Annotated in this window: 19 protein-coding genes; 14 read left to right on the forward strand and 5 right to left on the reverse strand. The window is 40.6% G+C overall.

The annotated features are described in order from the left end of the window. Positions 1-319 precede the first annotated feature (319 nt). The 6 genes from H5058_RS04820 (at position 320) to H5058_RS04845 (ending at position 3,937) form a co-directional block, all read left to right on the forward strand. Positions 320-1,000 (forward strand): PspA/IM30 family protein, encoded by a 681-nt coding sequence (locus tag H5058_RS04820; RefSeq protein ID WP_179808192.1) that lies wholly within the window; start codon positions 320-322, stop codon positions 998-1,000. Positions 1,001-1,010: 10 nt separating this feature from the next. Continuing rightward, positions 1,011-1,217, forward strand: a complete 207-nt coding sequence (locus tag H5058_RS04825) for a PspC domain-containing protein (protein ID WP_086996915.1) — start codon at positions 1,011-1,013, stop codon at positions 1,215-1,217. Positions 1,218-1,253: 36 nt separating this feature from the next. After that, positions 1,254-1,580, forward strand: a complete 327-nt coding sequence (locus tag H5058_RS04830) for a hypothetical protein (protein ID WP_182677133.1) — start codon at positions 1,254-1,256, stop codon at positions 1,578-1,580. A 78-nt stretch (positions 1,581-1,658) separates the two neighbouring features. Further along, positions 1,659-2,168 (forward strand): copper chaperone PCu(A)C, encoded by a 510-nt coding sequence (locus H5058_RS04835; protein WP_182677135.1) that lies wholly within the window; start codon positions 1,659-1,661, stop codon positions 2,166-2,168. A gap of 8 nt (positions 2,169-2,176) precedes the next feature. Beyond that, positions 2,177-3,163, forward strand: coding sequence for a DUF2333 family protein (locus H5058_RS04840; protein ID WP_011327207.1), 987 nt, complete (start codon positions 2,177-2,179; stop codon positions 3,161-3,163). Between the two features lie 3 nt (positions 3,164-3,166). Further along, positions 3,167-3,937 carry a TIGR04219 family outer membrane beta-barrel protein gene (locus H5058_RS04845; RefSeq protein ID WP_086996921.1) on the forward strand — a complete coding sequence of 257 codons (771 nt, stop codon included), beginning with the start codon at positions 3,167-3,169 and terminating at the stop codon, positions 3,935-3,937. A 36-nt stretch (positions 3,938-3,973) separates the two neighbouring features. On the opposite strand, the gene H5058_RS04850 is transcribed toward H5058_RS04845, so the two are convergent. Both H5058_RS04850 and H5058_RS04855 read right to left on the reverse strand, forming a co-directional pair. After that, entirely contained in the window at positions 3,974-4,861 is an 888-nt protein-coding gene (locus tag H5058_RS04850) for a TIGR03899 family protein (RefSeq protein WP_011327209.1), read from the reverse strand. Continuing rightward, positions 4,830-5,390: an SRPBCC family protein gene (locus H5058_RS04855; RefSeq protein WP_011327210.1), complete on the reverse strand. Its 561-nt coding sequence runs from the start codon at positions 5,388-5,390 to the stop codon at positions 4,830-4,832. The genes H5058_RS04850 and H5058_RS04855 overlap by 32 nt, the downstream gene beginning before the upstream one ends. Before the next feature lie 301 nt (positions 5,391-5,691). On the opposite strand from H5058_RS04855, the gene H5058_RS04860 reads away from it, so the two are divergent. Then, positions 5,692-7,869 carry a YgiQ family radical SAM protein gene (locus tag H5058_RS04860; protein ID WP_011327211.1) on the forward strand — a complete coding sequence of 726 codons (2,178 nt, stop codon included), beginning with the start codon at positions 5,692-5,694 and terminating at the stop codon, positions 7,867-7,869. A 139-nt stretch (positions 7,870-8,008) separates the two neighbouring features. On the opposite strand, the gene H5058_RS04865 is transcribed toward H5058_RS04860, so the two are convergent. Beyond that, positions 8,009-8,329: a BON domain-containing protein gene (locus H5058_RS04865; RefSeq protein ID WP_011327212.1), complete on the reverse strand. Its 321-nt coding sequence runs from the start codon at positions 8,327-8,329 to the stop codon at positions 8,009-8,011. Between the two features lie 255 nt (positions 8,330-8,584). Beyond that, the gene (srmB, locus tag H5058_RS04870) at positions 8,585-9,811 is read right to left on the reverse strand and encodes an ATP-dependent RNA helicase SrmB (RefSeq protein ID WP_011327213.1); all 1,227 of its coding nucleotides are present in this window, start codon (positions 9,809-9,811) and stop codon (positions 8,585-8,587) included. A gap of 75 nt (positions 9,812-9,886) precedes the next feature. Between srmB and H5058_RS04875 the strand changes: the two genes are divergently transcribed. Next, positions 9,887-10,585, forward strand: a complete 699-nt coding sequence (locus tag H5058_RS04875) for a tRNA1(Val) (adenine(37)-N6)-methyltransferase (protein WP_182677137.1) — start codon at positions 9,887-9,889, stop codon at positions 10,583-10,585. A gap of 52 nt (positions 10,586-10,637) precedes the next feature. Beyond that, the gene (locus tag H5058_RS04880) at positions 10,638-11,084 is read left to right on the forward strand and encodes a DUF2147 domain-containing protein (RefSeq protein WP_011327215.1); all 447 of its coding nucleotides are present in this window, start codon (positions 10,638-10,640) and stop codon (positions 11,082-11,084) included. Positions 11,085-11,147: 63 nt separating this feature from the next. On the opposite strand, the gene fldB is transcribed toward H5058_RS04880, so the two are convergent. Next, positions 11,148-11,669, reverse strand: a complete 522-nt coding sequence (gene fldB, locus H5058_RS04885) for a flavodoxin FldB (RefSeq protein ID WP_011327216.1) — start codon at positions 11,667-11,669, stop codon at positions 11,148-11,150. Positions 11,670-11,776: 107 nt separating this feature from the next. On the opposite strand from fldB, the gene xerD reads away from it, so the two are divergent. The 5 genes from xerD to lysS all read left to right on the forward strand — a co-directional run bounded on the left by xerD (position 11,777) and on the right by lysS (position 18,108). Then, on the forward strand, positions 11,777-12,703 hold the full coding sequence (gene xerD / locus H5058_RS04890) for a site-specific tyrosine recombinase XerD (RefSeq protein ID WP_011327217.1): 927 nt from the start codon (positions 11,777-11,779) through the stop codon (positions 12,701-12,703). Between the two features lie 62 nt (positions 12,704-12,765). Continuing rightward, entirely contained in the window at positions 12,766-13,494 is a 729-nt protein-coding gene (gene dsbC, locus H5058_RS04895) for a bifunctional protein-disulfide isomerase/oxidoreductase DsbC (protein ID WP_041454340.1), read from the forward strand. A gap of 85 nt (positions 13,495-13,579) precedes the next feature. After that, positions 13,580-15,301, forward strand: coding sequence for a single-stranded-DNA-specific exonuclease RecJ (recJ, locus tag H5058_RS04900; protein WP_011327219.1), 1,722 nt, complete (start codon positions 13,580-13,582; stop codon positions 15,299-15,301). A gap of 145 nt (positions 15,302-15,446) precedes the next feature. Further along, positions 15,447-16,545 (forward strand): peptide chain release factor 2 gene (prfB, locus tag H5058_RS04905; RefSeq protein ID WP_182677139.1). Its coding sequence is split into 2 segments (ribosomal slippage): positions 15,447-15,521 and positions 15,523-16,545, totalling 1,098 coding nucleotides; the frame shifts between segments, so codons are not numbered across the junction. Positions 16,546-16,572: 27 nt separating this feature from the next. Further along, positions 16,573-18,108, forward strand: coding sequence for a lysine--tRNA ligase (lysS, locus tag H5058_RS04910; protein WP_011327221.1), 1,536 nt, complete (start codon positions 16,573-16,575; stop codon positions 18,106-18,108). The last annotated feature ends 32 nt before the right edge of the window (positions 18,109-18,140 follow it).

The following is an 18,140-nucleotide window of genomic DNA, read 5'->3' on the forward strand; positions in this document are numbered from 1 at the left end:
GATGGCTTGCTTTATCAGCGTTTAGGAAATAAGTTGATAAAATGTGAAGGGTACAGGAGCCGTATACGAGGTCCGTACGTACGGTTCTGTGAGAGGGATGAGGCATAAGCCTCACCCTACTCGATGATCCTAAAAAATAGTCAAAAGTTTAGTTTATTGGCTAATTACACTTAATCATATTCAGTTAAAAGTAACTTTAATTTATAAATTATAAGTTTAAGTTGCTGAATTTAATGTGTTTTACTGTTTATATTATTACTTGGCATAACTCTTGGAATCTAATTTGTGTAATCACTTAAAAAGTTAACAGGAGAATCTGATGGGAATATTTAATCGCGTAACCGATATTGTTCAAGCAAATATAGTGTCGATATTAGACAAGGCAGAAGATCCAGAAAAATTACTTAATTTAATGCTCAGCGAGATGCAAGATGCACTTACTGAGTGTCGTATTACGACAGCGGCTTTGTTGTGCGAAGAAAAAACACTTAAACGTCAAATTGAAAATAAAAATAACAATTTAGTATATTGGCAGGATAAAGCTGAGCTAGCAATAGAGAGAGGTCGAGATGATTTAGCAAAATCAGCTTTGCTTGAAAAACAAACCATTAGTAACACAGTTGTAGCAAAGCAGCTGCAACTAGAAACGCTGCAGCAATCAATAACTAAAATGACAGCGGATTGTCAGCGTTTGCAACAAAGAATAGCCGAGGCTAAAGCCAAGCAAACACAGTTAGTACAGCGGCACAATATAGTGGCTGCAAGGGGGCAAATAAATAGCCAATTACAAAGTGAAAAAGTTGCACATGCACTCTCTCGATTTGAGAAAGTAGAGCAGCGCGTAGAAGGTATTGAAGCACAGGTAGAAGCGTACGAGCTTACTGATTCAGAAAATACTATAGCTGCACAAATAGACGCTTTGGTGAAAAACGAACAAGTAGATGCAGAATTAGCTCGCTTAAAAGCTGATTTAAAAACTAACTTAAAACAGAGTGCTTAAGGAGATAATTATGAATAGTTTTAACAGCAAACGTGGTTGGTACAAAGATCCACTTGATAAAAAAATATCTGGTGTGTGCAGTGGTTTAGCGCAGCGATTAGATTTACCTGTGTGGTCAACACGACTTGTCACTATTTTATTATTTTTGAGTTTTCCGTTTGCAATTGCACTAGGTTATTTTATTGCGCATTGCTGCCTAGAAGAAAAAGCAATTTAAGCTAATTTACATTTAGATTGAATTAAGGAGAGCTAAATGAAAGCGTTAGCCGTATGTATAATTGTTTATTTACTATTTTTTACTGATGTTGTCTCTGCGGTGCACTTTGATACTTGGCAATTACCGCTTTGGATTGCAGATACAAGTTGGACTGGGCTTGAGCTAATAGGAGCTTTAGCGGCTATTATTATTTTTGTAGCTGTTACAGTACTAATAACGATAGGATTAGTTGGCGCAGCAGCAGTTGCATTAGTCGGAACTGTATTGGCATTTTTATTTGGATCGCTGATGATTGCTTGGCCGTTACTATTTATTGCGGTACTTTGCTGGTTAGTAGCTGATAACAAAAAAGTAGCATCTTAACTCCAAATTAACTGACTATTGCAACTGAACTATGTTAAATTTGATACTTAGCATTATGTTTTAACAAGGATTAGAGTGGTGATTAAACAGTGTATTTCAATTGTTTTGGTGTCGGTTTTAAGTCTTTTTTCATCATCATCGATGGCACATTCAGGGCATAATCACGATGCGGATGTTGCTATTATTAAGGTTAGTAATGCACAAGTAAGGGAGTTTTTACCTGCCACAACTTCAAGTGTAGGTTATTTAAGTATTATAAATCATAGTGATACTGTGGCTACGTTGACTAAAGCAACTATTGATGGCTTAGGTCGCGTTGAAATTCATGAGCACTTGCACGTAGATGGCATGATGAAAATGCAAAAAGTTGAATCGTTAACAATTAACGCCCATCAACAAATCGATTTTAAGCCTGGTGGCTATCATTTAATGATTTTTGAACCACAAGAACCGTTAAAAGTAGGCCAACAACGTAAACTCACACTATATTTTAGTGATGGCAACCGTGTATTTACCAATGCTCAGGTGGTATCGCTTGCATCACAAGCAGAACAATCACAAGCATCAAAACAACATACTCATCATTAGGAGGATCAATGTCACAACATAAAGGGAAAATAGTTGCAGCATTAGCTATATTACTAATTATTTTTTACGCAATAGCTGTTTATTGGAGTACGGAGCCTGCTCGTTTTAATGTGGTAGAAAAAGCAAAGCAGCAAGCCCAGCAACGTAATGAGCAATTTGTTATTGGTTATACAACAACATCAACATTAATAACGGTAGCAAGTACGTTACTCGAAAAGCCAGGCGGTTATTTATCAAATGATGTTTTGCCGCCAAGTATAATAATGGACGATATGCCTGCGTGGGAATATGGCGCACTCGAAATGGTGCGTGATTTAGCCCTTTCTATGCGTAAAGATTTTAGCCGTTCGCAATCGCAATCAACTGAACACGAAGCTCTAAAAAAAGCACAGCCGCAGTTTAATATTAGCTCTGAAGCGTGGGCGTGGCCAAGCGCTGAAGGTGAGTACCAAAAAGGCATTGATTACTTATTGGTATATCGTACTCAAATAGCGAATGACCATGAGCGTGACAGTCAATTCTATGCTCGCGCCGATAACTTGCGCAGTTGGCTAAAAGAAGCTGAAAAGCGTTTAGGTAGCTTGAGTCAGCGTTTAAGCGCTAGTGTAGGCCAAGATAAAGTAAACACTGATTTAGCGGGTAATACATCAAATACACAAGCCACTTTTTCTCCATTACAACAGCAAGCAAAAACGCCATGGTTAGACATTGATGATGTATTTTATGAGTCGCGCGGTGCTACTTGGGCTTTATTGCATTTCTTACAAGCGGTAGAATATGACTTTGCCGATGTACTTGAGAAAAAGAATGCACGCGTAAGTGTGCAGCAAATTATACGAGAGCTTGAGGCAACTCAAGAAACAGTATGGAGCCCAATGATATTAAATGGGAATGGTTTTGGTTATGTAGCAAACCATTCACTGGTTATGGCAAATTATATTTCTAGAGCCAATGCGGCTCTTATTGAACTTAGCGAATTATTGACCCAAGGATAGAAAATGAAAAAGTATTGTTTAGCAGCAGCCCTTTCAATGGCATGTTTAGCGCCTGCAGCGCAAGCTGATACCTTATTAGGCTTGTATGTAGGTGTTGATGGCTGGAAAGCGGATAACGAAGGAAGCTTTTCTTATAAAGGAAATGCACCACAAGATTTTAATTTTGACGATGAAACCTTCGTAAGCTACTACGCTGCACTTGAGCATCCAGTGCCATTAGTACCTAATATTAAATTAAGATACACAGAGCTTGAGCTTACCGGCTCTACACGTCTGGATAAAACATTTTCTTTTAATGGTTCAGATTACGTTGTAGGTACTACGGTTAATTCAGTAAGTGACTTAACTCACATTGATTACACATTTTATTACGAAATCTTTGATAACGATTTAATCTCTATCGATTTGGGTGTTAACGCTAAGCAGTTTGATGGTGAGATTTTAGTTAAAGGTACTACGCAACAAGGTGGCGCTGATTATACTGAAACTGTTGAGTTTTCAGGCTTTGTACCATTGGTTTACGGCCGCGCTGAAGCAGGCTTACCTTTTACCGGTTTAAGCGTGTTTTTTGAGGGCAGCTTTGTAGCAATTGACGATAGCAAAGTTCAAGATTACCAAATGGGTATTGCATGGGAATTTATTGATAACCTAGCAATAGATGTTGCTGTTAAAGCAGGTTACCGCTCAATGACATTAGAGCTAGACGATGTTGATGATATTAACACTAATATTGATGCATCGGGTCCATTTGCGGGCATTCAAGTACACTTTTAATTACACTGCTAATTAATAGTATATAGCGTGGTTTTGCTACTTAGTAGTATGCCACGCTAGTTCAAATTCACTCTCAAGTGCACTATTAAGTAACTGCTTATACACTTTATTTACCGGGTAGTTAATGAGTTTAGATAGCTCATCACCTGTTTGCGTAAACTTATAATAACTCAATACTAAATCGCTATTTTTTGCTTTTAACGTTACTTTTTGTGATAAAAACGATAACGTAAGTTCTTGCCCAGTTTTTAGTACCGCAGACTCAATCTCTTTTCGATATAGTAAATTTAAATCCATTAAAGTTAATATATCAGGAAAGCTAATCCCTGTTTTTCCTAGATTTAAAGATACTTTATTGCCCTTACGTAACAAATCAAATAGTGATGGTTTTTTATAAAACCCTAGTAAAATAAAGTGGCTATCGTCTTTTTCATTATAACCAGAGAGGGATACACACTTTTGTAGAGAGTCAGCTTCGCGCTGGGTCATATGCTTAAGTGTTTGCAAACTTTTTATTGAGAAAGTCCCCGGGTTAAGCGTTTCACCGGTGAGTATTTTTGCCCAAAGTGACTGCATAGATTGATTTGAGGTATCACCACATAGTGCTACAAAGTGTTCTACCCAATCGGCATCGGGTTGTTTACTACTGGCTACGTCAGGACAAAAATCCATTGCCATAGCTAAAATTGTTTCTATATTTTGCTGTTGTTTAATGAGCAGTAAGTCTTGTCTTTTTTGTGCTCTAGCTAAAACGGTATTGTCGCTATTAATGCGATATAGCGGTTTAACCTTGCCTTGGGGGCCATAACTTTGCTCATTATTATGGGATGCCTCATTATTGCCTACTTTAATAATAGGATAACCCAGTAACGACTCTATGGTATTAGCGAGATTAATTCTTGCTTGTGCGGTTTTGACTGCCATGACTTTCCATTATTGTTTGTGCATCACTTAGCTGCGCTACTGTTTTTAAATTATTGAGCCCCAGTGATACTGCGTTACTTAAAATGTGCTCACTAAGCACAGCCACATACCCAGAAACTAAAGGTAGCGTGGCTTGCCCCGTAATTTGAAAAGTAACCGTGACCGTTTTTGCATTTTGCGTAAATATTACATTAGCGGCAATAATGTGTTCTTGAGCAAATAAAATATTCAACACCATTTTGTTTGCACTTAACGCTGTGGTGGTCATTTCACCTGCGCCCCATTTACTTTGCCATGATTGATGAGCACCAACCCCTGTGCTTGGCTCACCTAAGGAAAATTCTACAGAGGGATCCAGCTTCTTCCAAGGCGACCATTTATGCCACTGCGAAAAATCAGTGATTAAGGGTTTTACTATGTGCGTATTAGCATTAATGTTAATACTCTTTGTTACGTTATAGCTCTGTGGTAGTAATAGGCCAATAACGATAAAAAGTAAGAGTAAAACTAATAAAAGCTGCACTAACATTTTTAATATTTTAATAAAAAAACCTCAGATAAATTAGGTTACAAACTCATAACTTATTATTAATTTAGCATATTAACTCGGGTGTGCTTAACTTTCGAGGTTAATTTTATAGCAACTATTTTTTAATTGAGCTAGATATTTAGCCACAACCTATAAAAAGTAATAGTTAATTTAGGTGTATAAGTATTAAAAAATAACGAAACTTCACTTTAAAACCGCGCGGCACAGCAAAGTAGTGCTCTATCAAGGTAGGTTGGTATAGGGTATAATTTGCGCCTTTTGTTATTAAACGGTCAACTTTATGAGCACACTTAAAGCTAAGCGCGCCTTATTCTCATACCCAAAGTATTGGGCAGAGTGTTATGGCACAGCACCATTTTTACCTACTACACGCGAAGAAATGGATGCACTTGGCTGGGATAGCTGCGATATAATTATTATTAGTGGCGATGCTTATGTAGATCATCCTAGTTTTGGGATGGCAGTAATTGGCCGAGTACTTGAGGCGCAAGGTTTTAGAGTGGGTATTATTGCCCAGCCAGAATGGGACTCTAAAGAAGCGTTTATGGCGCTGGGTAAACCCAATTTATTTTTTGGTGTAACCGCTGGCAACATGGACTCGATGATTAACCGTTATACAGCTGAAAAACGCATGCGCCATGATGATGCCTACACGCCAGACAATATTGGTGGTAAACGCCCTGATCGTGCGGTAATCATTTACTCACAACGTTGCCGCGAAGCGTATAAAGATGTACCACTTATTTTAGGTGGCATTGAAGCAAGTTTACGCCGTGTTGCTCATTACGATTATTGGCAAGAAAAAGTGCGTCGTAGTGTTTTGTTTGACGCTAAAGCCGATATTTTAATATATGGTAATGCGGAGCGCCCACTGGTTGAGGTTGCTCATCGTATTGCAGCGGGCGAAAGTACCGATACCATTCAAGATGTACGAGGGACTGCGGTTATTCGTAAAGAGCCGTTACCAGGCTGGCGTGGCAGTGACTCTACCGCTATTGATAAAATAGGTAAAATTGATCCAATTCCAAACCCGTATGGCGCAGATGATGTTGGCTGTAGCAAATCAGAATTTAAACAAGCAGGTATAGACTTAAAAGCCGAAGCCGCCAAGGTTATTACTATTCAGCCAGCGCGCCCTAAGCCATGGGAAAAAACCTACGTTAAATTACCTGCGTTTGAGCAAGTAAGTGTGAATAAGCCATTGTATGCACATGCTTCTCGTATTGTGCACCAAGAAACTAACCCAGGTTGTGCTCGTGCTATTTTTCAGCGCCACGGCGATCGTTCTATTTGGGTTAATCCCCCAGCATATCCACTAGAAACACATGAAATGGACGCTGTATTTGGTTTGCCGTATCAACGTATTCCTCATCCTAGCTACGGGGATGCAAAAATACCTGCCTACGACATGATTAAAACGTCAGTTAATATTATGCGAGGCTGTTTTGGTGGTTGCAGTTTCTGTTCGATTACCGAACATGAAGGGCGGATTATTCAAAGCCGTTCGCAAGAATCAATAATTGAAGAAATTGAGCAAATTAGAGATAAAGTACCCGGGTTTACCGGGGTTATTTCTGACTTAGGTGGCCCAACAGCCAACATGTATAAATTGGGTTGTACCAGCAAAAAAGCAGAAAGTACCTGTCGACGTTTATCGTGTGTATACCCTGAAATATGTAAGCATATGGATACCGATCATACGCCAACAATTGAGCTGTATAAAAAAGCCCGTGAAGTTAAAGGCATTAAAAAAATATTAATCGCCTCGGGTGTACGCTACGATTTAGCCGTGCAAGATCCACGTTACGTTAAAGAATTAGTTACTCACCATGTAGGTGGATATTTAAAAATAGCGCCAGAGCATACCGAAGATGGACCATTATCAAAAATGATGAAACCAGGTATGGGAGCATACGATCAGTTTAAAGCGTTATTTGATAAGTACTCAAAAGAAGCGGGTAAAAAACAGTATTTAATTCCATATTTTATTTCGGCGCACCCGGGTACTAAAGACGAAGACATGGTAAACATGGCTTTGTGGCTTAAGTCGAACGACTTTAAGCTTGATCAGGTACAAAATTTTTACCCATCTCCAATGGCAAATGCGACCACTATTTATCATACCGAGATGAACTCACTGCGTAATATTAAAAATAATACCGAAGTAGTACCTGTGCCGAAAGGTGCGCGCCAGCGTCGTTTACATAAAGCAATTTTACGCTATCACGATCCTGCGGGCTGGCCAATGATCCGCGAAGCACTGCGCAAAATGGGTAAAGCTAACCTAATAGGTAAAGCGCCAAATTGCTTAGTGCCAGAAGAAGGGCGCGACGAAAGAGCTGCAAAAGGAAGTAGTCGAGGTGGGCGCCCAGCATTAACGCGCCATACTGGTTTTAGCCAATTTCATAAGGCCAATACAAAACCAAAGGTAGCGAGTAATCGCCAAAGAGCTAAATAGAGCTCATAGCTTAAAAAGTAGTTAGCCTGTTTGGCTTATTACTAAGCTTGGGCTTGATTACTGAATATATGAGCACTGAAAAAAATGCCGCTTATTTTGCAATAAGCGGCATTTTTTATGTAAGTTATTTAAGTAAAACTTAAATAATATCAATTTTGTTACGAATGATTTTTACGCCATCCATATTTTCTAAAAACTTTTGTGCCAACGCACGCTCAAAACCTGTTTGCGCTTTACCGTATAAATCTACTTCGCCATTTTTAACTTGTACGCGAATATCGCTTAGCGCTAAATTGGGGTTGGTACGCAAAGTGTGGGTAATCGATTGCTGTAAGTTAGGTTGGGTTGCCAGGCTGCTAACGACAACCATATTTGTTGTAGCACTCACTTTTGTAGCGCATGCTAATAAAAACAAACAACAAAATGATACTAAAGCGATAGTTAATTTTAAACGGCTCATAATCATATCCTTACATTGCAATTAATCGGGTAGCCAAATTAGGCGGAGTTACCATGGTAGTTACAATTATCGTTCCATATTTAATGTACTGAAAATAAAGGCTATTTTATTAAGTGGGAATTCAGGTGGGCAATAGTTACATAAAACTAAGTAGAGATTACATAGCCCTAAACCATGCAGTTATGGGGGGAGCAGGCATTAAAAAGCCGACATTTTTGTCGGCTAACATAATACTACTTACAGTATGCGCTTAAGTTACTTTTTCTTTTTTACCTTAGCTTTTTTCTTCGCTTTCATTTTAACCGGATCTTTACGCTTTTTAGCCGGCGGCTTAGCTTCTTTATGCTTTGGCTCTAATCCTTTAATAACACGGCGTTTAAGTTTTTGCTCAATATAGCGCTCTATTTTATAAAGAATGCCAATATCGTGCGCTTCAACCAGTGAAATAGCGATGCCTTTTTTACCAGCGCGGCCCGTACGGCCAATACGGTGTACGTATATATCGGCTGTGCGTGGTAGGTCAAAGTTTATTACATGGCTAATATCAGCCACGTCGATACCGCGCGCCGCTACATCGGTAGCAACTAATATACGGGTTTTGCCGCTATGGAAGTTTTCCATCGCTTTCATGCGTTTGTCTTGCGGCATTTCGCCGCGTAACCAGGCTGCTTTAACGTCGTTAGTTGTTAGTTCACCAATTAGCGTTTCAAGACGCTCACGGGTTTTAACAAACACTATGGCTTTAGTTACGTCTGGGCCATTAAGGGTATTAACTAACAGCTCAAGTTTATGATGATAGTCGTCGGCTAAATGTACCCACTGGTGAATTTTAGCCTTTTCTTTGCGTGACGATTCGGCTTCAAGCAATGCTGGATCGTTTAGCGTTGTTTCAGCAAACCTTTCAACACTGTCGCCTTCAAGGGTTGCTGAGAATAAAAAGCACTGACGACGATTTTTAGCTTCGTCACAAATACGGCTCATTTCTTTTTTAAAGCCCATGTCTAGCATGCGGTCGGCTTCATCAATAATAAGCATTTCTACGTGTTCAGCATGAAAGTTTTCGGTTTCTAAATATTCCATTAAACGCCCTGGGGTGGCGATTAAAATGTCATTATTTTTTTCAAAAATCTCTTTATGCGTACCATAGTTAATACCGCCTGTTACTACCCCAATTTTAAGGTTAGTACGTTTAGCAAGTAGTTCGCATTGTTCATGAATTTGATAAGCTAGCTCACGAGTTGGCGTCATTACTAATACGCGCGCAAAACCAGGATCACGACGCGGAAAATCCAATAAATATTGAATAGCCGGAATTAAAAAGGCGGCTGTTTTACCTGTACCTGTAGGCGCAGATGCTAAAATGTCACGCCCCTGAAGTGCTTCAGGAATAGCTTGTTGTTGAATGCTGGTTGGCGTTTCGTAACCCATTTTATTAATGGCGTCGAGTAGCTTGTTATCAAGATCAAATTCAGAAAATTGCATAGAGTGTCAAAAATAAAGGACAATGGCACTAATTATACTCGGTTACGCCTGCTTGGTGAATGAAAAGGTGAAAAAATGTCTGGTTTTGCATTTAAACAATTTAAAGTTGCGCACGAACAGTGTGCAATGAAGGTATCAACCGATGGTATTTTGCTTGGAGCATGGGCTAATTTAAGTAATGTCAACAGCTTGCTCGATATAGGTACAGGCACGGGATTGCTGGCGCTTATGTGCAAACAGCGCAGCCCCCAGTTAACTATAACGGCGGTAGAAGTTGATAAAAATGCTTACCAACAAGCGTTGCAAAATATTGCCGCTAGCCCGTGGCCAAATATAGAGGTGCACCAGCAAAGCATTCAAACTTTTAACAGCGCGCAGCCGTTTGATGTAGTGATAGCCAATCCGCCGTATTTTAATCACAGTTTAAAAGGTAATAATGAGGCGCGTAATATTGCGCGCCATACAGATGGTTTAAGTTTTGCTGAGCTAATTAGTGCTTTTAAAAAGCTCAGTCATGCAGGCTCAACCTTTAGCTTAATTTTACCCACTACAGAGGCTGCGGTGTTTATTGAACTTGCTACTCAAAACGGGCTTTTTTTAAATACTCATTGCCAAGTAAAGGCGACGCCAAATAAAGCGATTAGCCGAAACCTAATGACCTTTAGCTATATAAACCAGAGCATTGTGGAATCAGCTTTGTGTATAAAAGATAATGAAAACAACTATAGCGAAGATTATATTACGCTATGCAAAGCATTTTATTTGAAGATGTAATGTGGTAAACAGTGCTGGTATGATGAGTTTATATGTATACAGGAAACTTATAATGAAAAAACGAACTAAATCAGTATTATTAAGCGCCTTAGCCGCTACATTTTTTACAACGCAGAGCGTACTTGCCAGTATGACGCCTGTTGGGCTTTGGAAAACCATTGATGAAGACACTAATGAAGCTAAGTCGTATGTCCGTATAGTTGAAAATAACGGGGTTTTAAGCGGCACCATTGAAACATTATTAAATAAAGATAAGCAAAATGCAGTGTGCTCGCAGTGCTCGGGCGATAAAAAAGATCAGCCCATATTAGGCATGACCATTATTGATAATGTGATTGATAGCGGTGATGGTAGTTGGGAAGACGGTCAAATACTCGACCCAAATAACGGTAAAAGCTATACAGTGCGCTTAACGACTCAAGATGCTGGTGAAAAATTAGAAGTGCGTGGTTATATTGGCTTTTTTTATCGTAACCAATATTGGCTAAGAGTAGAGTAGTTAGCCAATAAAATTAAAGCGCAGTGTGGCTGCGCTTTACAAGTACAACAATAATAAACAGTATTACAGGGTTTCGCTGTACTCGGTCATTACCTGTTCAACCCAAGTGGCAATACGCTCGTCGCTTAGCTCGTACTGGCTGTCTTCATCAAGGGCTAAACCAACAAAGTGTGTACCGTCTTCGGTGAGTGCTTTAGATGCTTCAAACTCGTAACTATTGTCGTTTGGCCAAAAACCTAACTGGGTAAATGTTTGCGGACTTATTTCGTCGTGTAGCATGCCAAGCGCATCTTGAAACCACTGGCCGTAACCTTGTTGATCACCCATGCCAAATAACGCGATGGTTTTACCATTTAAGTTTACGTCTGCTATGTCGTCCCACTTTGACTCCCAGTCTTCTTGTATTTCACCAAAATCCCAGGTTGAAATACCAAAAATAATGAAATCGTATTGCTCTGCATTTTTTAGTGGTTCGTCTTTAATATTATGCAAGGTAACGATATCGGCACCAATAATGTCGCGAATTTTTTCTGCTGCCATTTCGGTGTAGCAGGTAGTAGAGCCAAAAAATAAACCAATTTGCATCGTATTTATCACTGTGTAATTGCCTGATATGATAAGCTCAAGTTTACCGTAAGGTGTTTTTAATTGATACCTTAGGCAATGGCTATAACAAAAATGAGAGCACAAAAGTGACAACGCTAGCTGACGACTTTTCAGAACCAAGCACGGCACCAAAAAGCAATAACGATTACCTAGAAACCTTTTTAGATTGTTTGTATTTAGAGCAAGGGGTGAGTGAAAATACACTATCGGCGTATCGCAGCGATTTAGATAAGTTTTGCCAGTTTTTAAAAGGCAAAAATTTAATGACTGTAACCGGCCTAGACGTTGAAAGCTATTTAGCCCATAGAGTTGATCTAGGCTTAAAGCCGCGTAGTACTGCGCGTAGTATTAGTGCGCTTAAGCGTTTTTATCAGTACTTTGTGCGCGAAAAGTTAATTAGCGACTCGCCAATGCTCAATATTGCGCAACCTAAAGCAGGACAGTCTTTGCCTAAAACGCTTTCGGAGGCTGAAGTAGAGGCGCTACTGAGCGCTCCCAATACCGATGAGCCAATGGGGCTGCGCGATAAAGCCATGCTTGAGTTACTATATGCAACAGGTTTGCGGGTTAGTGAGCTTGTAGGGCTGCGGATTGAACAAATTAATTTGCGCCAAGCTGTAGTGTTTGTAAAAGGTAAGGGGAATAAAGAGCGTTTAGTACCACTGGGCGAAGAGGCCATGTATTGGCTTGAGCAGTTTTTAAAGGTGGGACGGGCGCAAATGATTAAACACGCCACCGACTTTGTGTTTCCCTCAAAGCGAGGGGTTGGCATGACCCGACAAACTTTTTGGCATAGAGTGAAGCACTATGCTATTTTGGCATCAATTGAGTCGTCATTGTCACCGCATACATTGCGCCATGCATTTGCAACCCACTTATTAAATCATGGGGCAGACTTACGTGTGGTTCAAATGATGTTAGGACACAGTGATTTATCAACCACCCAAATATATACGCATGTTGCAAATGAGCGATTAAAATCGGTACATGCGCAGCATCATCCACGTGCTTAATATGAAATTTATTATCACTAAGCCGGTCAATTGATATGTATTTATAAAAATAGAGAAGAATTATGAAAAAATTAATGTTAGCAGGTGCCATGTTATGCACTAGTTTAAGTGCCGTAGCGAATGATGTGGCTGTAGCCCCTAACGCTAATGATCCTATTGTTATTAAATTTGCCGCGCTTGGTGTTACCGTTAAGCAAATAAACCCAAGCCCAGTAGCGGGTTTAAAAGAACTGATCACTAATCAAGGTGTGCTTTATGCAAGCCCAGACGGACAGTTTTTAATGCAAGGGACACTTATAGACTTAAATAATCGTAGTAATTTAACCGAAAAAGCACTAAACGGCGTACGCCAAGCTGGGTTAAAAGAATACGAAGATTCGATGATAGTGTACAAAGCACCTAACGAAAAACATAGCATTACCGTATTTACCGACATTAGCTGTGGTTATTGTCGTAAATTACACCGTGAGCTAGATGATTTACTTGAAGCGGGTATTACCGTTAAGTATTTAGCGTTTCCGCGCGGTGGCCTACAAGGTTCAGGTTATAATGACTTAATGAACGTATGGTGTGCTAAAGATCAACAAGAAGCACTAACCGAAGCTAAAAGTGGCTCAAATACTACAGCAGTTAAAGGTTGTAGTGCGCCAGTTGCTGAGCATTATCAGCTAGGTCAAAGCTTTGGTGTTACCGGTACACCTGCTATTATTTTAGAAGATGGCACCATGATCCCAGGTTATCAGCCAGCTGCCGCATTAAGCGCTGCGCTTAACGCTAGTAAAGCCCCATAGTAATTAAATTTACGGTGCGCATAAAAAAAGGCCGAAAGGCCTTTTTTTGTATATTTATGATGAACCAAATAAGTTAAAAATCTGCATGAAAAAAACGATCCAAACGCGCGAAAACGTCGATGATTCACATTTACCGAGTCATTTACACCCTGTAATTAAGCAAATTTATGCCACGCGAAATGTTTCCCATGCCGATGAGCTAAATAACAGCGCCGCCACATTACACGACTTTAAGTTATTTAAAGATATGGACAAAGCCTGCGACTTGTTAATTGAGGCGCTACATGCCCAAAGCCATATTTTAATTGTTGGCGATTTTGATGCTGATGGTGCAACCAGTACCGCTACATTAATGCAAGGCTTGGCCATGTTTGGCTTTGCTCATTTAGATTACTTAGTACCTGATCGGTTTAGCTTAGGTTATGGTTTAAGCCCGGCGTTAGCTGCGCAAATAGTTCAGCTTAAACCCGATTTAGTAATTACAGTCGATAACGGTATTTCCTGTATTGCGGGTATTGATATTGTAAAAGCCGCCAATATTAAAGTGCTGGTTACCGACCATCACCTACAGGGCGAAACACTCCCTAATGCCGATGCCATAGTAAACCCGAACAGGCACGACTGCAGCTTTCCGTCTAAATCGATTGCAGGTGTTGGTGTGGCTTTTTACTTACTTATTGCCCTTAGAAGCACACTGCGTGAGCAAAATCATTTTGCGCAGCAGCCTATGCCTAACTTAGCCGACCTGCTCGACATAGTTGCGCTTGGTACTGTAGCCGATGTAGTGGCGCTTGATGCCAATAACCGGACATTGGTGCACCAAGGACTAGCGCGTATTCGCAGTGGTAAAACTCGCCCAGGCATTACTGCCCTCATTGAGGTTGCTAATCGTAATGCCTCAAGATTGAGTGCCAGCGACTTTGGTTTTTCGCTTGCTCCGCGCCTAAATGCCGCAGGACGCTTAGATGACATGAGTTTAGGCATAGCCTGCTTACTCAGTACCGATATAAACCAAGCTAGGCGCATTGCCAGTGAGCTAGATAGCTTAAACTTTGCACGCCGCGAAATAGAGCAAGGCATGCAGCATGAAGCGCAAGCTGTGCTTGATAAGTTAGCGTTTAATGATGACAATATTCCCGACGCTATTTGTTTATACCAAGAGGATTGGCACCAAGGTGTTATTGGTATTTTAGCCGGGCGTTTAAAAGAAAAATACCACCGCCCAACAGTTATATTTGCGGGTGGCGAAAACGGTGAGATAAAAGGGTCATGTCGCTCAATTGAAGGGCTGCACATACGCGATTTACTCGAAGGGCTAAGTACGGCCGATCCGCACTTAATTAGTAAGTTTGGTGGCCATGCCATGGCGGCCGGTTTAAGTATTAATGAGCAGCAATTTAGCGAATTTAAACACGCCTTTGATACTGCCGTTAGCGCCCAGCTTAGTGAAGAAAGTAAACGCTGCATTGTATTTACCGATGGCGAGTTGCCAAATGAGTGTTTTACCATGGATTTTGCCCAGCAATTAAAACAAGCGGGCCCTTGGGGGCAGCAATTTCCTGAACCGGTATTTGAGCACACATTTGAGTTAATTCAGCAGCGTATAGTGGGCGAAAAGCATTTAAAACTGGTATTAAAACATCAATCAGGCCGCTTAGTTGATGCCATAGCTTTTGGCATTGATGTAAAAGAATGGCCAGATAACAACGCACAATTTGTTAAAGCAGCGTATCAGCTCGATATAAATGAGTTTAGAGGCAAGTTCACCCTGCAATTAATTATCCGAGAGCTAGAAAAAGCCAGCTAAAAAATATCTAGAATAGATCGCATAAAGTGCTAATAAAGCGCACGGTTTTTTGTTAAAATCGGGCGTTTTTATCATTTGACGATAATATATTGCGTTAATTCCTTTTTAAGGAGCGTAATAACCTAGCCATTTTGGAGTAATGACCATGTTTGAAGTGAATCCTGTGATTAACCAAATCAAGGAAATTCGCGAACGTACTGAGTTGCTTCGGGGGTACCTTTGACTATGCTCTTAAACAAGAACGCTTAGAAGAAGTTAACGCCGAACTTGAAGACTCAGCCGTATGGAATGAACCTGAACGCGCACAAGCTCTCGGCCGTGAAAAGTCGGCATTAGAAGCTGTTGTTGAAACTATCGATACTTTAGTGACGGGTACTGACGACGTTGAAGGCTTACTTGAGCTTGCTGTAGAAGCCGAAGATCAAGAAACCTTTGATGAAGCACAAAGCGAACTAACAGACTTGAACGAGCAACTAGAAGCGTTAGAGTTTCGTCGTATGTTTAGCGGTCCTCATGACTCAAACGACGCTTACCTTGATTTACAATCTGGTTCTGGCGGTACTGAAGCACAAGACTGGTGTAATATTTTGCTGCGTATGTATTTACGCTGGGGCGAGGCTAAAGGCTTTAAAGTTGAATTAGTGGAAGCTACTGGCGGCGATGTTGCAGGAATTAAAGGCGCAACAGTTCGCTTTGTTGGCGAATACGCGTATGGTTGGTTACGTACCGAAACTGGCGTGCATCGTTTAGTGCGAAAAAGCCCGTTTGACTCAAGTGGTCGTCGTCATACTTCGTTTGCCTCTGCATTTGTTTACCCAGAAGTTGACGACAATATTGAAATTGATATGAACCCGTCTGACTTACGTATTGACGTTTACCGTGCCTCGGGCGCAGGTGGTCAGCACGTTAACACCACTGAATCAGCGGTTCGTATTACGCACGTACCAACAAATACCGTAGTGCAGTGCCAAAATGAGCGCTCACAACATAAAAATAAAGCCCAAGCAATGAAACAGTTAAAAGCAAAATTGTTTGAGCTAGAGTTACAACAGCAAAATGCTGAAAAACAAACCCAAGAAGACTCAAAGTCGGACATTGGTTGGGGCAGTCAAATTCGTTCATACGTACTCGATGACGCTCGCATTAAAGATTTACGTACAGGCGTTGAAAGCCGTAATACCCAATCGGTACTTGACGGCAACTTAGACAAATTTATAGAAGCCAGCTTAAAATCTGGTTTATAACCACCAAGCTAATAAAGAGCTAAAAAAATGACTGATCAAATCCAAGACGAAAACAAGTTAATCGCTGAGCGTCGTGGCAAATTAGATGCTATACGCCAAAATTGCCCAGCCAACGGTCATCCAAACCAATTCCGTCGTGAGCATTACACGGCAGATTTGCAAGCCCAGTTTGGTGATAAGAGCAAAGAAGAATTAGTAGAGTTACAACAAGTAGTGTCTATTGCTGGACGTATTTTAGCAAAGCGCGGACCATTTTTTGTAATTCAAGACATGAAAGGCCGCGTACAATCATATGCGTCTAAAGATGTGCAAAAAGATTTAAAAGAAAAATATGGCCAACTAGATACTGGCGATATTATTGGTGTTAAAGGCGCGCTTAATAAATCGGGTAAAGGCGATTTATACGTAGAAATGACAGAGTACCAACTATTAACTAAGTCACTTCGCCCGTTGCCTGAAAAATTCCATGGCTTATCAGATCAAGAAACTAAGTACCGTCAACGTTACGTTGATTTAATTACTAACGAAGCAACGCGTGAAACATTCCGCATTCGCTCACAAGTAGTTGAAGGCATTCGTCGCTTTTTAGCAGACCGTGACTTTATGGAAGTAGAAACACCCATGCTACAGGTTATTCCTGGCGGTGCATCGGCACGCCCGTTTGTAACACACCATAACGCGCTTGATATTGACATGTACCTACGTATAGCGCCTGAGCTGTACTTAAAGCGTTTAGTGGTAGGTGGTTTTGATCGCGTATTCGAAATTAACCGTAACTTCCGTAACGAAGGGTTATCTACGCGTCACAATCCAGAATTCACAATGATTGAATTTTACCAAGCATACGCTGATTACATCGATCTGATGAACATTACCGAAGACATGCTACGTACAGTTGCAGAAAACGTACTTGGTAGTGCTGTGGTAGTTAACACAACTAAAGACGAAAACGGCGAAGTAATTGACTCAGTTGAATACGATTTTGGTCAACCGTTTACGCGCTTAAGCATGAGCGACGCAATTTTAAAATATAACCCTGAGTTTGATGCGGCAGTGTTTAACGACCCAGAAAACCATTTTGAACAATTAAAAGCGTACGCTAAGCAAGTACACGTTAAAATTCCTGAAAACTGTGTTTGGGGCCCAGGTAAATTTTTGTGTGAAATATTTGAAGAAACAGCAGAGCACATGCTTATTCAACCTACGTTTATTACCGGCTACCCATGGGAAGTATCACCATTGGCACGTCGTAACGATGAAAATTCATTTGTTACAGACCGCTTTGAGTTTTTTGTGGGTGGGCGTGAGCTAGCTAATGGTTTCTCTGAGCTTAACGATGCACAAGACCAAGCAGAGCGCTTTACTCGTCAAGTTGAAGAGAAAGACGCAGGCGATGATGAAGCAATGCATTACGACGAAGACTACATACGCGCACTAGAGTATGGCTTACCACCAACTGCAGGTGAAGGTATTGGTATTGACCGTTTAGTAATGCTGTTTACTGACTCTCCAACCATTAAAGACGTTATCTTGTTCCCGCATATGCGCCCGCAAGCCGACTAAGCTTAATAATGTAAAGTAATAAAGCGCCGCTT

Source organism: Pseudoalteromonas sp. SR45-4, from assembly GCF_014163535.1.
GTDB lineage: Bacteria > Pseudomonadota > Gammaproteobacteria > Enterobacterales > Alteromonadaceae > Pseudoalteromonas > Pseudoalteromonas nigrifaciens.